This window comes from Brasilonema octagenarum UFV-OR1, assembly GCF_963888615.1.
In the GTDB taxonomy this organism is placed as follows: Bacteria; Cyanobacteriota; Cyanobacteriia; order Cyanobacteriales; family Nostocaceae; genus Brasilonema; species Brasilonema sennae.
In genome coordinates, this window is sequence record NZ_CAWPKW010000053.1 from 1 (window position 1) to 16,204 (window position 16,204).

The 16,204-nt window shown below is 39.9% G+C and carries 8 protein-coding genes; 5 read left to right on the forward strand and 3 right to left on the reverse strand.

The genetic code is table 11. The features are described from left to right. Positions 1–1,051 precede the first annotated feature (1,051 nt). Positions 1,052–2,545, forward strand: a complete 1,494-nt coding sequence (locus AC5590_RS03865) for a UDP-N-acetylmuramoyl-L-alanyl-D-glutamate--2,6-diaminopimelate ligase (protein WP_169268187.1) — start codon at positions 1,052–1,054, stop codon at positions 2,543–2,545. Positions 2,546–2,617: 72 nt separating this feature from the next. On the opposite strand, the gene AC5590_RS03870 is transcribed toward AC5590_RS03865, so the two are convergent. Together AC5590_RS03870 and AC5590_RS03875 are read right to left on the reverse strand one after the other, a co-directional pair. Continuing rightward, positions 2,618–3,835 carry an FG-GAP repeat domain-containing protein gene (locus tag AC5590_RS03870; protein WP_169268188.1) on the reverse strand — a complete coding sequence of 406 codons (1,218 nt, stop codon included), beginning with the start codon at positions 3,833–3,835 and terminating at the stop codon, positions 2,618–2,620. Positions 3,836–4,453: 618 nt separating this feature from the next. After that, positions 4,454–5,689 carry an FG-GAP repeat domain-containing protein gene (locus AC5590_RS03875; protein WP_169268189.1) on the reverse strand — a complete coding sequence of 412 codons (1,236 nt, stop codon included), beginning with the start codon at positions 5,687–5,689 and terminating at the stop codon, positions 4,454–4,456. Positions 5,690–6,755: 1,066 nt separating this feature from the next. Here AC5590_RS03875 and AC5590_RS03880 point away from each other — a divergent pair. Beyond that, the gene (locus AC5590_RS03880) at positions 6,756–11,459 is read left to right on the forward strand and encodes an nSTAND1 domain-containing NTPase (RefSeq protein ID WP_169268190.1); all 4,704 of its coding nucleotides are present in this window, start codon (positions 6,756–6,758) and stop codon (positions 11,457–11,459) included. Positions 11,460–11,506: 47 nt separating this feature from the next. Here AC5590_RS03880 and AC5590_RS03885 read toward each other — a convergent pair whose 3' ends face one another. After that, positions 11,507–12,253 carry a hypothetical protein gene (locus AC5590_RS03885; RefSeq protein ID WP_169268191.1) on the reverse strand — a complete coding sequence of 249 codons (747 nt, stop codon included), beginning with the start codon at positions 12,251–12,253 and terminating at the stop codon, positions 11,507–11,509. 412 nt (positions 12,254–12,665) lie between these two features. Here AC5590_RS03885 and AC5590_RS03890 point away from each other — a divergent pair, with 412 nt between their 5' ends. The 3 genes from AC5590_RS03890 to AC5590_RS03900 form a co-directional block, all read left to right on the forward strand. Then, complete coding sequence (locus tag AC5590_RS03890) at positions 12,666–13,211, forward strand: hypothetical protein (RefSeq protein ID WP_169268192.1); 546 nt, start codon at positions 12,666–12,668, stop codon at positions 13,209–13,211. Positions 13,212–13,597: 386 nt separating this feature from the next. After that, complete coding sequence (locus AC5590_RS03895) at positions 13,598–15,076, forward strand: hypothetical protein (RefSeq protein WP_169268193.1); 1,479 nt, start codon at positions 13,598–13,600, stop codon at positions 15,074–15,076. A 63-nt stretch (positions 15,077–15,139) separates the two neighbouring features. Further along, a partial coding sequence (locus AC5590_RS03900; RefSeq protein WP_169268194.1) for a DUF1822 family protein occupies positions 15,140–16,204 on the forward strand: 1,065 nt, incomplete at its 3' end.

A 16,204-nucleotide genomic window follows, 5' to 3' on the forward strand; every position in this document is an offset into this window, starting at 1 on the left:
ACGACTTCAAGGGTGTTGTTATCAGGGTGTATCACATACCATAAAGTGTGATACATCTTTCACAAAATGTACCCAAGAAACAGAAAGTATATCCTCAAATGATCTACTGACTAATTGTTGAGAGAAATCAATATGAATAATCAAGTTTACATTTACCGCGCCAGGAATATTCAGCCCGTACAGGCATTGTCCTTGACCTGCACATTAGCCCCCTAAATCACTGGCAGTGTCTGTACATATTCCTGTCTCTTCAGCGGTAAATGGTAAGTGGGAGCTTTAATGGCGTTTGGTATGCTTGCTCCCACTCTTTTTTTTCTTTACTTAACTTGAGTAATATGAAATAAAGAATTTTTCAAAGATAAAATCTAAAATTATGTTGTTATTGATGAGCTTTCAAAAAATAAAAAAACTGCCAAAGTGGCAACCAAGCTATGAGTAAATCGATTAAATTAAAGAAGGTAAACGACTTCAAGGGTGTTGTTATCAGGGTGTATCACATACCATAAAGTGTGATACACCTTCTACCAAAAATCACCAAATAAACAGAAAGTATATCACCAAATGATTTACTGACTAGTTGTTGAGAGAAATCAATATGAATAATCAAGTTTACATTTGCCGCACCAGGAATATTTAGCTCGTACAGGCATTGTCGTTAACCTGCACATTAGCCCCCTAAATCACTGGCAATGTCTGTACATATTCCTGTCTCTTCAGCGGTAAATGGTAAGTGGGAGCATTAATGGCGTTTGGTATGCCTGCTCCCACTTCTTTTTTTTATAGCAGATAAGCCAAGTACAGTTAATCGAAAAGTTTTTTCCAATTGATCCAATAAGGGAACAGCGATTATTGGGAACAGGAAATTCTGTTCCCCTTTTGTGAGAGTCTGTTACTTCCACAACTATCAAGTGGCAAGTTTTGGGTGGGGGTTTAAATTTTTACCTAAAAACCCCTGTTGCTTATTCCCAATTCAATTAACTCAAAGTATTTGTATAAATAGAAAACATAGTGCAAAATAAGCAAAATCAGAATGTGTGACGAGGTTCACAAAATGAAACTGCGGGAGTTACTAGCGACTGTAGATGATGTTGTGCAGTTACCACAACATCCAGCAATGGATGCCGAAATCAAGAATTTAAAGACAAATTCCCATGCTTGCGTTGCGGGAGATTTGTTTATTGGGATGCCTGGAACACGAGTTGATGGTGGTGACTTTTGGCAAAGTGCGATCGCCTCTGGTGCTGTAGCTGCAATTATTTCTCCTCAAGCAGCACAGAAACATCCACCGACACCATCTGCTGGTGTTGTCACTGCTGATGACATGACAAAAACCTGTGCCCAATTAGCAGCCACCTTCCACGACTATCCTGGGCAAAAACTCAAACTTGTAGGTGTGACGGGCACAAATGGTAAAACCACAATCACCCACCTGATTGAGTATTTTCTGCATCAAGCAAATCTGCCAACAGCTTTAATGGGCACTCTCTACACTCGTTGGCATGGTTTTGTCCAAACTGCTGCTTATACAACACCGTTTGCAGTCGAACTGCAACAGCAGCTAGCGACTGCTTTTGATGCTGGGAATGAGTACGGAGTGATGGAAGTGAGTTCCCACGCTTTGGCGCAGGGTCGAATTTTGGGTTGTCAGTTCGAGGTCGGGGTGTTTAGCAATCTTACCCAAGACCATCTGGACTTTCACCTTAATATGGAAGATTATTTTGCAGCAAAAGCACTGCTGTTTAGTCCTCAATATCTTAAGGGACGCGCAATCATTAACGCTGATGACTCCTACGGCAAGCGGTTAATAGCATCCTTGAAGCCAGAGAAAGTGTGGAGTTATAGTGTCAATGATTCTACAGCTGATTTGTGGATGAGTAACCTGAGTTACGAACCAAATGGTGTCAGTGGTACATTACACACACCAAAAGGTAAGGTTGCTTTTCGTTCACCGCTTGTTGGTCAATATAACCTAGAAAATTTACTGGCAGCAGTAGGAGCCGTTTTACACTTGGGATTAGATTTACAGTTAGTCGCATCTGTGATACCTGAGTTTCCCGGAGTTCCGGGACGGATGGAAAGAGTACAAATTCTTCCGGAGCAAGATATCAGCGTTATTGTGGATTATGCCCACACACCAGATAGTTTGGAGAATTTGCTCAAAGCAACGCGAGCGTTTATTCCAGGGAAAATGATTTGCGTGTTTGGGTGTGGAGGCGATCGCGATCGCACCAAACGCCCGAAAATGGGTAAAATCGCAGCTGAATTAGCAGATGTCGCTGTGGTGACATCCGACAATCCCCGTACTGAAGACCCACAAAGGATTTTGGACGATATTTTAGAAGGAATTCCAGAAACAGTAAAGCCGATAGTGATGGGCGATCGCGCAACCGCCATTCGTACCGCCATATTGCAAGCACAACCCGGAGACGGCGTTTTACTTGCCGGAAAAGGTCACGAAGACTACCAAATTCTTGGAACAGAAAAAATCCATTTTGACGACCGAGAACACGCACGAGAAGCCTTAGAAGAAAGGATGAAAAGATAAAAAAACATGCACGCAGATGATAACTCCATCATCTACGTGTATATTGTTTATAATCTGCATCACCACAAATTTCTAGAAAACAGACCACTCAACAGGAACAGTATCTGTAGAAGATCCAGAAACTGTTGTACCATTCATTTGCCAAATATTATTCTCACCAGTGTCGTATCTACGCCAGAAGACGTCACTCTTGCCATCACCATTGTAATCGCCAATGCTGGGTTGCCAAGCTGGATCAGTTGCGGGCAGAAAAGCTGCAGTCTCAACGGATGTGCCATCCATCAACCAAGCAGTGTTTTCACCAGTTTGAGCATTATGCCACAAGATGTCACTGTTGCCGTCACCGTTGAAATCACCAATACTAGATTTCCAGGAAGAATCTTTCTTATCCAGAGAACCTGAACTGACGAAAATACCATTCATCAGCCAAACAGCATTTTCATCCGTTTGATTATTGTGCCAGAGCAAGTCGGTTTTACCATCGCCGTTAAAATCGCCAAGGCTATAATTCCAAGACGGATCTACTTTCGATAGAGAATACTCTGATGTGTCGGTACCATTTACAAACCAAATAGCATTCTCTCCCGTTGTTTGATCACGCCAAAAGATGTCGCTTTTGCCATTACCATCGAAATCAACAATACTGTAAGACAATTGTGAATCAGTTTTGGGCAAAAAAGCTGCAGTGGTTACTGTTGTGCCATCCATTAACCAAGTAGCATTTTCACCCGTTGCCTGATTGTGCCAGAAAATATCGCTTCTACCATCGCCATTAAAATCAGCAATGCTAGCAGTCCACGATGGATCGACTTTCTCCAAATTAACCGCAGAAGCTATTTTTGTGCCATCCATCAGCCAAATGGAGTTTTCACCCGTTTGATTATTGTGCCAAAAGATGTCAGTTTTGCCATCACGGTTGAAATCGGCATAAGCAAAGTCCCAAGATGAGTCTAGCTTCGGTAAGGATCCGGCTGTCGGCTTTGAGCCATCCATAAGCCAAACAGCAGTTTCACCTGTTTGAGAATTGCGCCAGAATCTGTCCGTTTTGCCATCACCGTTAAAATCGGCAACAATCCCCGTACTACTGAACAAACGATTAGGATTGGAATTTGTTTTTGTAGTGACAGCATCTACAGGCTGTATCGAATCTTCTAGCAGTGATGGCAAAGAAGAGCGTCCAATGCCTATAACAGAATTCAAACCATCCGTGTTTATAAAACTATCGGAGATTGGGAGAGATTGGAGTGCACTAGTACTTCTAGAAGAGTCCAAGGTCTCAGATGCAAACATAATGTTTGTTTATGACTAGTGTTCATTATTTTTTTAACTGTTTTTTTTGCATGTTTCTGTTAAGACATAACATCTGTTACTTTTGCTATTTGTGATCAAACTGTATTTGCCAATAACAAATATGTTGTTAATAAGACAGATGAGCGTAGTAGTTATCAATTGCGTGCAATATAGCCTCGAATTAAATAGCTATCATCGCCTACAGTGAGCATGCCAGAAAACCAGACATATTTATACAGAAGATGCATTCTACTACTTTTATAAAAAGCTGCTATCGCAGTCCTAATATCATGTCCGGATAAACACTTATAAAAAACGAATAACCTCACCCCCATCCCCTCTGGGCGAGTTCACCAGAGGGGTGCCCGATAGCGTAGCGTGCCGTTAGGCATAGGGCGGGGTGAGGTCTTTTTATTTTTTTATTGTAAGTAATTAGGCAACTTGATATAAATCATAAGTCCTACGGGCACGCACTCGCGTGTGTCAACAACAAGATTCCCGACTTCTTATAGAAGTCAGGAATCTGAACATTTCAGTTAAATCCCAAATAATTCCTCATTGATGACTCGCAAGAACAAATCAATTACGAATCACAAATTACGAATTCTACAAAAATTCTTAGGCAGTCTGCCACGCTTTGTCAATTGTCGGCAGAGCAGATTCAGTGGGGGTAGAACCATTCATCTGCCAAACCTTGTTCTCACCTGTTTCGTAATTGCGCCAGAAGATATCAGTCTTACCGTCACCATCAACATCGCTAATACTTGGTCTCCAAGCTGGACTTTGTGTCGGTAAAGCAGTGTCACTGGTAACATTTGCACCATCCATTATCCAAGTCTTGCTCTCACCTGTCTGCTGATTATACCAAAGCAGATCTGTCTTACCATTACCATCGAAATCACCAACACTGGATGTCCAACCTGCACTTTGTGTCGGCAAGGCAGTCTGAGAAACAACGTTTGAGCCATCCATCAGCCAGGTAGAGTTCTCACCTGTTTTATCATTACGCCAGAGGATGTCGGTTTTGCCATCACCATTGAAATCTGCAAGACTAGCCTGCCAATCTGTACCAAGCGTTGGCAATGCAGTTTTAGTAACGGTGGTACCATTAGTTATCCAAAGAGTGTTTTCACCTGTTGTTTGATCACGCCATAAGGTGTCAGTTTTACCATCACCGTTGAAATCACCAATAGTGCCTGCCCAGTTTGGATTAACCGCCTCCAAAGCAGACGAAGCCAGAACCTGTGTTCCATCCATCAGCCATACAGCATTTTCACCCGTTTTTGTATTGTGCCATCCGAGGTCGGTTTTGCCGTCACCATTGAACTCACCAGTACTGAAAGTCCAGTCTGTAGGGACATTCGCCACAGCTGCCTCAGAGGTAATATTTGTGCCATCCATCAGCCAAATGGTGTTATCACCCGTTTTGATATTGCGCCAGATGATGTCAGTTTTGCCGTCACCGTTGAAATCAGCAAATTTAGAGTCCCAATCTGAACTCATTGTTTTCAACGCACCCTGAGAGGCAACATTTGTACCATCCATCAGCCAGATAGCGGTTTCACCAGTTTGAGGGTTACGCCAAAGCTTGTCCTTCTTTCCATTACCATCAAAATCAGGAAAAATTGCTGCGCTTGTAAATATGGGATTAGGATTAGGATTAGCAATCTGCGGAAGGTTTATTGCTGTATCATAAGACTCTTGATCTGCATCTAATATAGATTGTGAAGAGCCACTCAGGCTCGAAGTATTTAAACCATCTTTCTCAAAATTATTTGTGGCTTGAATATTTAACGCCGTAGATTTTGTCGCTCCTAAGCTTGAAGAGTTTAAGGTATTTTGAGATTCCAACATGGTGTTTTTCTATCACTAGTGTTGATCAATGTTGTAACGCCTTTTTTTATTTCGTTTTGTCATGATTTAACAAAAATGATGTTTTAATTTTGTTTCTTTCATACTTTGTTTAATCCGTGGTCATTATAAGTAAAGATGACATTCAAACTGTTATTTAATAACATTTTAAAGATTTTATGAAACAGTTATTAGCGCTGAATTACGATTCATGGGTTTTTTCGGTACATACATTAATACAATTCAGTTAATAAAAATTATTTGTTGGACTGGGCAGAAGCGACACTGCATTGGAGGGTTTTGTTGTCTTCCCCTTATCCCCAAAGCCCTTTTCGTGCATCGAAACTGCTGTGAAGTAGTTCTTGAGAAAAAAAGCTTATCACCACCGTATTGGTACATACCTCAGCAATAAAGCCGAAACTCAACAAACTTAGATCTTGCACCTCGACGTGAGTACCCCTTGAACTTCAGTTCAGGGCTGCATAGGCAAAGTCCGTTAAAACGGACTGAATATAGATATCTAGTGAGCTAAAGCTTAGCTGAATTCAATAAAATTTAGCAACAATTAATAGCAGCGGATAAGTAAAAAATCAGGGTTGCATACTACCTTAGTAAAAGACAAGGATGAAAAAAGTCATAGTAATTTCTACAATTTATTAATCATTTTTTCTTTTTATTTTTTTCTATAGGACTCATATTTGATTTGTGACGAAACTAGGTCACTTTCTGTTAAGCGCGATGCGCTGCGCTGCCCTGAGTTTTGTCGTTTGCGTAGCGCCCCCTCCGGGGCTAGGGTCAAAGGGTCGAAGTGTTCCCTGTTAAGAGTTCCTTACCTCTACTTTGTCAATTCACCCTAGTGGGAACGGCCACGCCTTACGGCTATCGGGTGTGCGCAGAGCGCACGCCAGAAGGCGTTGCAAGAGCGTCTGGTGGAGGAGATACGCTCTTATCCTCTGTCGGGAAACCCTTATCAAGCACTGGTCTGACCAAATAAAACCGGATTTCTGTATAATTGATTTGTAGACAAACAATAGTAATGCTTTAAGTAAACTATTTAGGCTGGTTGTCTATGGAAATATGGGTAAACTTGGAGTTTGGTGACGGAAACTTTGAGCACGGTTTTGATAACCTCAATCTTGAGGTGACGATCGCAAACCCACAGCTTAACATCACACAACTAGAAGTTTACCCTGAGCGCAGCCGAAGGGTGCAATTACCCCCAAATGCCGACATTCCAGTTTTCTATCAACGTTGGAAAGAGCAATACTACTCGTTACTGAAGCATTCTAGAGGTGGTTTTAAAAAGAACCAAGTTACTCATATTTCCAATACAGATTGTTACGATTCTGCCCAGCGTTTATGTAATCACCTTCATCAGTGGCTTTACCCGATTCAATCAGAATTAAAACAAGCATTGTCACAACATCCCCAGCCAGAAATTCGTTTGGTTATCAACACACAGAAAATTGACTCACAGATAACCAAGGATATTTTACATCGACTGCCTTGGCAGGAATGGGATTTTTTGGCTCAAAATTTATCTTGTGAAGCGGCTGTTCGTTTTCACTCTTGTGTTGCAAGTCCTACGGCATCAAAAGAATTATCTACTTCTAGTAAAATTAGAAGACCCAGGATTATTAGTATTTTTGGAGATAGTAAAAATATTGATACTAGTGCCGATAAAGAGTTACTGCAAAAATTGCAAAAACGAGCAGCAGAACTCATAGTTCTTTCCGAACCAAACCGTTCCGATTTTAACGCGCTCTGGGAAGAAGCTTGTGATATCCTATTTTTCGCAGGTCATAGCGAAACAAAAAGTGATGGTCAAACAGGAATCATAAATATTAATCCCGATGATAGTTTAAGTTTGTCAGAAATCAAAAGAACACTGAAAGCAGCAATTAAGAAAGGTTTAAAATTAGCAATTTTCAATTCCTGCGATGGTTTAGGTTTAGCAAGTCAACTAGCAGATTTAAATCTTCCCTATATTATTGTCTGGCGGGAAGAAGTGCCAGATAAATTAGCACAAAAGTTTCTCAAATATTTTTTAAATTCTTTTGCAGAAGGTCAATCTTTATTTACTGCACTTAGGGAAGCTAGAGATAAACTCAAAGAACTTGCAGACGACAAAGATATTGCAAAGCAGCTACCGGGGGTAAGCTGGTTACCAATTATCTGTCAAAATACAACTGAACCGCCACCGAGTTGGGAAGATTTGGGAGGACTTTCTGGTGAACTTCCTGAATGTCCTTATCACGGTTTATCTGCGTTTGGAGAGAAAGATGCAGACTTCTTTTTTGGTAGGGAGAAATTTATTGCAGATTTAGTGGAAGCAGTAAACAGCAAACCGCTAGTTCCTGTAGTTGGTGCTTCTGGGAGTGGAAAGTCTTCTGTAGTGTTTGCAGGGTTGATTCCCCATTTAAAAACTGTTGGGAATGTGGAGATAGTCAGTTTTCGTCCTGGGAAAAATCCGTTTGATTCTTTGGCGATCGCACTAAGCAAATATTGCCAATTCCTAGCACAACGACAACCAAAAGCATCAGGAGAAGCTAATAGCAGGTTAGCAGAACTAGAATTCGAGGTCAACTTGCGACATGATGAGACAGCATTATCCAATTTCCTCGAAAATATCATTCACTCCTCAGGGTATCAGCGTTTGGTGTTAGTGGCAGACCAGTTTGAAGAACTTTACACTCTTGCTGCCCAAGAAGAACGTTACAGTTTTTTGAATGTACTACTTTTGGCTGTCAAATCTGTTCCAGCATTTACGCTGGTGTTGACGCTGCGAGCAGATTTTTTGGGAATTGTGCTTGATTATCAACCAATGGGGAAGGCTTTGCAAGAATACACTCCATTGTTACTAACTCCAATGGACAAAAAGGAATTGCGAGATGCGATTGAAAAACCTGCTTTAAAAATGAAGGTGGAATTGGAGGAGGGGTTAACAAGTAAACTTATTAATAGTGTGGGCGAACACCCCGGTCGTTTACCTCTTTTGGAATTTGCTTTAACTCAGCTTTGGTCAAAACAGAAAAATTGGTATTTGACTCACAAGGCTTATGAAGAAATTGGCGGTTTAGAAAAAGGTTTAGCAAAACACGCTGATGAAGTTTTAAAAAACCTATCTGAGGAAGAGAAACAACAAGCGCAAAGAGTTTTTATTCAGTTAGTGCGTCCAGGGGAAGGGACGGAAGACACTAGGCGTGTGGCGACTCGCAACGAAGTGGGGAATGAAAATTGGGGTTTAGTTAAACGTTTGGCTGATGAACGTTTGCTGGTGACTGGGTGGGATGAAATTGAGAAGATAGAAACAGTAGAAATTGTTCATGAAGCATTAATTCGGGAATGGGGAACTCTGCGGGAGTGGATAGAAGCTAACCGTGAGTTTCGCATTTGGCAAGAAAGACTCAAGCAAGAAATGCGTGACTGGGAAAATAGCAATAAAAATCCAGAAGCTTTATTACAAGGAACGCGGCTAGCAGTCGCACAAGATTGGTACAAACAACGGGGAGATGAACTGACACCACGAGAGCTAGATTTGATCACTGGTAGCATGATACGGTGGGATAACGAGCAAAGCCAACATAGGCGCAGACGACAGCTAACTGTTTTTGGGCTTGCTGGTGGTTTGGTGGTAACCTTAATGCTAGCTGGGGCTGCATGGTGGCAATGGCAGAATTCACGTTTGAACGAAATCAAAGCTATTAGTGTATCTAGTAAAGCACTTTTGACTTCAGGTCAAGATTTTGATGCCCTCATAGAAAGTTTGAAGGCATCCAGAAAACTGAATGAAACATCTTTTTTCCCAGCATTTTATAGACACCAGGAAAAAGCTGATATCCAAAAACAGATTGATATTTTCTTACAAGAGGCACTTTATAAAGTTACAGAACACAATCGACTGGAAAAGCATACAGATGAAGTGACAGACGTTAGTTTCAGTCCCGACGGTCAAAGAATTGCCACTGCCAGTAGGGATAAAACTGTTAAACTCTGGAGTTTGGATGGGACTCAGATACAAACTCTCAAAGGACATCAAGATTGGGTACGTAGCGTCAAGTTTAGCCCTACAGGAAAGATAATTGCCTCAGCTAGTTGGGATGGAACTGTCAAACTTTGGACAACAGAAGGAAAATTAATGACCACCCTTACGGGGCATAATACAAAAGTTTATAGTGTCAGTTTTAGTCCTGACGGAAAGACAATTGCTAGCGCTGATGCCAAGGGATATATCAAACTCTGGACAATTGAAGGTAAATTAATCAAAACCTTCAAGGGACATGATCAGCCTATCTTAAACCTGAGTTTCAGTCCTGATGGTAACACTCTTGCTACTACCAGTCAGGATAAAACAGTCAAACTCTGGAGCCGGGATGGAAAACTACTGCGAACCTTCGCTGGACAGAAAGATTGGGTTTGGGGTGTGAGTTTCAGCCCTGATAGTCAAAAAATTGCTACCGCTAGTAGGGATGAAACTGTGAAACTCTGGAGCATTGAAGGAAAGGAAATAAAAACCCTAGATGCTCATAAAAATTCGGTCACTAGCGTAAGCTTTAGTCCTGATGGAAAGCAGATTGTTAGCGTCGATGCTGACCAAACTATTATCATCTGGAGTGAATCTGGCGAGAAACTCCAAACCCTAATGAGCGGACATAAAGATTGGATATGGAGCGTCAGTTTCAGTCCTGACGGAAAAACAATAGCCACTGCTAGCAAGGATGGAACTGTGAAACTTTGGCAAGTCAAAGGGAAGAAACATCAAATCCATCAGGCGCATAATGATGCGATTTTTTGCGTAAGTTTTATCCCTGATAGAAAAGAATATGCCACCGCTAGTAAGGACAAGACTGTCAAATTTTGGAAGCGCTCAGGTGAATTAATTAAAACCCTTAAATTAGATGACAGTAGCCATGATACATGGTTTACTCACATCAGTTTTAGCCCTAATAAACAAATAATTGCTACCGCTACTCAAGATGGCACTATCATACTTTGGAATCGTCAAGGAGAGAAAATAAAAACTTTCCAAGGGCACAATAAAAAATGGATTTGGCAAGTAAGTTTTAGTCCGGATGGCAAAATGATTGCTACCGCTGGTCATGATGGAACTGTCATACTTTGGAGCTTAGATGGCAATTTGCTCCACACCATTAAGGCACATAAAAAAGATAAAGATGAAGATGGAGAAGGGGCTAATAGCGTCAGTTTTAGTCCAGATGGCAAAATGATTGCTACCGCTGGTTGGGACAAAACTGTCAAACTTTGGACAACAGAAGGTAAACTAATCACAACTCTTACACATCATCAAGATGGAGTTCATAGTGTCAGTTTCAGTCCCAACGGCAAGATGATTGCTACTGCTAGTGAGGATAAAACTGTCAAACTTTGGACGCTTGAAGGTAAATTCATCAAATTAATCACAACTCTCAAAGGACATGAAGCTGGAGTCTTCCGTGTCAAATTTAGTCCAGATGGTAAAACAATTGCTACTGGTAGTTTAGATAAGACTGTTAAACTCTGGAGTCTTGACGGTAAAGAATTGAAAACTTACAAAGGACATAGTGATTCTGTCATGAGCATTAATTTCAGCCCCGATGGCAATCACCTTATTTCAGCCGACAAAGCCGGAAAAATTATTATCTGGAATTTGGGATTGGAGTCAAATCAACTATTGGCTGATGGTTGCAGTTGGGTGCACGATTATCTGAAAAACAATCCAAAAGTGAGTAAGAGCGATAGCACTTTATGCAAGGGTATTGGAATTCAAAAGTGAACGACTAAAAGCACAAAAGAATTCCAATGACGCTGACAGTGTTTCCCCTAATCAAAAGGGACTTGGTATCCGGCAAATTCCCTTAAGTAGGCGAGAATAGAAGTGCCATTTTCATCTGTAGAACCCTGGTTACTCAGCAGCAGCTTGGCAACTCCTCCTTCGCCACGCAGATGCGCCGCTGCAAGAATTCCGGATGCTGTGACGACTACTCCTCCTCGTTGTTGTCCGATAAATTCTTTTATGGAACGTCCATTGAGTTGATTTTTGATCAAGCCCCACTTGTATTGCATAGCTTCTTGAATAGCTATTTCTTGGACATTATTCTTATTATTAAGGAAATCTTGCTTGCTATTAATCCCATTTTTTCCTCTCCATGTACCGCGCCAATAATTCCTGTCTACACCATTTGCTCCACCAATATAGGGATTAGGGGTGTCGTAATAGCCAAGATCTTTCAGTAAGGCTTCTCCGAATTGATACTTGCCTATAAAACCCAACTGGTTCTCAATGTTAGTAGGTGGATTTTGTTGTCCTGTTTCTCTTATTGCAAGTGCTGTCAAAAAGTCTTTGTAATTTCCCCTAACTCCAGAGTTCTGCTTTGTTTGGACAACAGCAGAATCTTTTTTGTTGAAGACACTGTTAGCGTAGCTAGATTCGGGTGTTAAAAATGATGTTGTTAAAAGTGAACACACCACTAGTCCGATAGCAGAAAGTTTGTTGATTGTTCGTGTGAATGATTTTGTTTTCAGCAATTGAGTCATGAAACTTTGTTGCAAATCAGGTTTGATGCTCATAGGAATTTTTTTTTGATGGTGTGATTTTCTTTTAAGCAGAAGGAGGAACTCAAGCTAATTGCTTGTTTTCCTGCTTCTACTTTTAAATAGGTTTAAGTCCAATCGACTTATACACTTGTGTGACCCAAATGGAAGTTTAGTCACATTTACTTATATCTTTAGGTGGATAACAAGCGATCGCACTTTATGTGACGGTATCGGCACTCAGAAACGTTAACCAACATCTTGCACCAGTCGCCCACTCTCGCCAACGGTTATAAATGTAGCTCTTTGATTTATTGAGAATTATATCAACTATTTCAACTAAGTGTATAGGTTGATTGAACCTGAACTTATTTAAAAGTGGAAGCAGAGAAAACAATTACTTTAAGTTTCTCTTTCTGCTCAACAAAAAAGTTTTGGAGTAATCATCATGATACAACTTTTGGCAAAGATGGGGTTGGGATTAGTTGGAGGTGTAGCCGCAGGTCCTCTAGGTGGGGCTGCTGGATACGTTTTAAGCGACTTTATTTTTGATGAAGAGAAAGAATATTTAGAGTCAGAAGAGTTGGTTAAAAAATATGCCGTTAAGTTTGTTATCTTGGCAGCTGGAGGTTCTATAGCTGGATTCGCAGGCGAAGCTCTGGGTCGTTCAGTTGGGGCTAGTCTTGATGGAATTAGTGAAATGTTTATACCAGGGGATATAAGCAACCAAGTAGCAGATTTGTTACTTAGCAATGAAACAGTAGCAAATTTGTTTAATGAGCTATGCAACTTAACAGCAAATTCTTGTTTATCTGAAGAAGCAAAGGCAGGTTTGATAACGACTTACTTTGATAAATTTGAGGCTATCATCTATTATCTCATCAATGATGAGATAATGGAAGAAATGGTTGGTAGAGAGATTGTAAAACCTCTAGCTAACAAATATGCTCAAAATTGGCTTGCAGAATTAAAATCAAATCTCGGATACGCTTAAAAGTTAATATAAGTACTAATATTTAGTATCTTTACCTAAATACCCAGAGTCAAAGCATATGTTCTTTTTTCCAGGAGCGCGATCGTGCTCCTCTTTGTTGGGTGCGTTCGCCCAAAATTTATGAGCTTTACAGCAGTTTTCACATAAATGAACTACACCACTTTTAAGGATGCAAGGCATTGCACCTCTATGACTGTGGTCTATTTACCTGAAAATGCCTGTAAATTGGTATATCTACCTTCATCGGCTTCCCATTCCCCAAAACTGCATATCTTCCCAAAATCAAACCTATATAAATATAGCGCCCAGAAGATGAATCAAAAAATAGTCTCTGGTGCTGCTTCGCAATATCGTGTTTTACCAAGCGTTAAGTAATTTAAATTACTATGGCATCACCAACTAAATATTGGCAAATGCAGATACTTCCTATAGGGAAAGATGTTCATCTAAAACACCACAGAGAAATCTCTAAAGCTAAGGAGTTTTTGAAAACACAATTCCCTCACTTAAGCAACAAACCCACACTATCGACAGAAGAAAATAAACAAGTTCAAACAGTTTTGTGGAACATTTTTCGTTTAGATGACGACATCTATCAACGTGCGATCGCCGGACTTTGTCTACGCTGCTATGTTTCACACAGAATTCTCATCACCTGCAAAACCATCCCTCACATCTACAATGTCAGTGCAGAAAATCTTTTTAAGTACACCGATTTACTTCCCTTCGTTTTAAACGATGATGGTAAAGCACTGGTGATTTTAGATAGTGAGGGTAAAACTCAATATATCTTGAATAACCATGATGGCACGACTCGACCCATAGCAAAAGGCGGAAAATTTTTTAGCGTTGACATTTTGCGCAGCTTTAATCCCAACTTAGGCTCTAACGAAAGCTTAGATAATTGGATTCACAGACTCACCCGCCAGAATGAAGAAATTAAGTCATTTTTGTGGGAGTTTGGGTTAGCGACTCCTAGTGATTGGGGACTACTATGTAAATCTGTAACCCGTTCTTTGTCTGGGCTTCTTTCAACAGAAGACTATGAAATTGTAAAAGCTTTTAAAACAGTGTACCAACGAGACAGACTAAAAAAACGCCAAAAAGGGCGCTGTTCTGAACCAACACCAAGCCAACTGCAAGAAATGCTGTATTTGTTGCAGCAAAAAAATCTTATTATTTCTCAGAATACATTAATTTATCATCTCAAACATATAGCAGAAAGCTTACGTCAAGACTGGCTTTACAAAAAAACAGGTAGTACCAAAACTGTACCTATGGAAGTGTATGATAATTCAACCAATGATTATTTTCCCAATCCAGAATTACCTTATCATACAGACCGCGAGCCGGAGGACGTAGAATTTGAAAGATTACAAGAAATCTGTAAAGACTTGTTTGAACAGGTGTTATATGAAACAATAGGAGAGGTGATTCACCAGCGGATTGAAGATTTGAAAAAAAGTAAAGGTTACAAAAATTTTGCTCAACGATTACCGGAAGGCTTGCGACTTTATTACCAAGAGAGTATATCCTTAAGTGAAATTGGTAAACATTGGGGAATCGAATGGAGTAAAGCCAGACGTATTATGCAGTTAGAAAATTTTTTGGAAATTGTCCAGTATCGAACAGAGGAGATTTTTTTGGAGAAACTTTTACAATCGCTGAATCAATCTCAGTCAACAAGAATTTCTCAGGAACCTGAATCTCTAAAAAATATTGTTGCGGAAATTAGAGATTTTGCCTGGAATCAAACATTCAAACAGGCAAAAGCAGAATTACTTAGTGGTAAAAAACAAAGTAAAAATAGCTTATTCGCTAAACAAATTTGCGTTTACCTTAGTGATTCATCCTACGCAGCATAAACAAGATATATACTAACAAATATACATTGCTTTTTCATGAGATGATCAATGGGGAGATAAAAGATGAATATATCTGAAAAATCTATACTTACAACACAAAAGAGGAGAATAATATTTTCCCCAAAAGTTGTTTTGCTAGAACCAGATTTTTTTGAGGAAGCACAAGTCATCAGCGAGAAGAATTTTAACCAATTCGGCGAGATTAGCCAATGGAAATTTTATTTAAACGCATTAGCACAACTCGGCTTTGAAAATTACCTAAAAGAACGAAATCCAAATCTCAAAATTAATCAAGACAGTGGTGAGAATCTAATTGATGATGTTTGTTATCTCAATATTGGTGAATTTCGCCTTTGCTTAATTATCATAGATAATCTGATTGATGATTTTGTCACTGTATCACAAAAAATTATCACTTCACCAAAAAGGGTTGCTCACTTCTATGTCTTGCTGGAAATTTTAGAAGAGGAAGAACAATTAAATATTCATGGTTTTTTGCGTTATGACGAACTCGTTAAATATTGGCAATCAATTAATTTGGAGGTAAAATCTAATAGTTATTATCAGTTACCGCTTTCTTGGTTTGATTCTGAAATAAACAATCTCTTGTTATACTCACGTTTCTTGTCACCAACTGCTATTCCTTTACCATCAGTAGTTGAAGTCAATAATACAGAGATACGAAATATAACTCAGGCTACAAGTATTTCTACTCAAACACTAGTTAACCTAACCAATTGGTGGCTTGAAGTTTTTGAAGAGGGTTGGCAATCTACCAAAAATATTCTGAAAACGCTTGATAATAACTATGTTTGGGGTTATGCAAGAAGTCACTCAATAAATGAACATTATTCTGGGGCGAAAAAATTAGATTTTGGACTACTACTAAATGGTCAAACTTTAGCTTTAGTTGTCAATCTAAAACGGTTGGAAAATAATGAAGTTGATGTGCTTGTACAGGTTATTCATTGCTATCAAAAACATCACAATGAGGAATATCTACCGCCTGGTTTGAAGCTGAGAGTGACTCTTAATCCCAACACATCTGAGTCAGAAAGTGAGGAAGTCACTGCAAGGGAAGCTGCTGTGTTGAAAAGAGCATCACACAAAGACTTGTTGGTGTATAAA

Bases quoted from the DNA above. Each gene is read 5' to 3' on its own strand.
- AC5590_RS03865 (WP_169268187.1), top strand. From the start codon at position 1,052: ATGAAACTGCGGGAGTTACTAGCGACTGTAGATGATGTTGTGCAGTTA.
- AC5590_RS03870 (WP_169268188.1), bottom strand. From the start codon at position 3,835: ATGTTTGCATCTGAGACCTTGGACTCTTCTAGAAGTACTAGTGCACTC.
- AC5590_RS03875 (WP_169268189.1), bottom strand. From the start codon at position 5,689: ATGTTGGAATCTCAAAATACCTTAAACTCTTCAAGCTTAGGAGCGACA.
- AC5590_RS03880 (WP_169268190.1), top strand. From the start codon at position 6,756: ATGGAAATATGGGTAAACTTGGAGTTTGGTGACGGAAACTTTGAGCAC.
- AC5590_RS03885 (WP_169268191.1), bottom strand. From the start codon at position 12,253: ATGAGCATCAAACCTGATTTGCAACAAAGTTTCATGACTCAATTGCTG.
- AC5590_RS03890 (WP_169268192.1), top strand. From the start codon at position 12,666: ATGATACAACTTTTGGCAAAGATGGGGTTGGGATTAGTTGGAGGTGTA.
- AC5590_RS03895 (WP_169268193.1), top strand. From the start codon at position 13,598: ATGGCATCACCAACTAAATATTGGCAAATGCAGATACTTCCTATAGGG.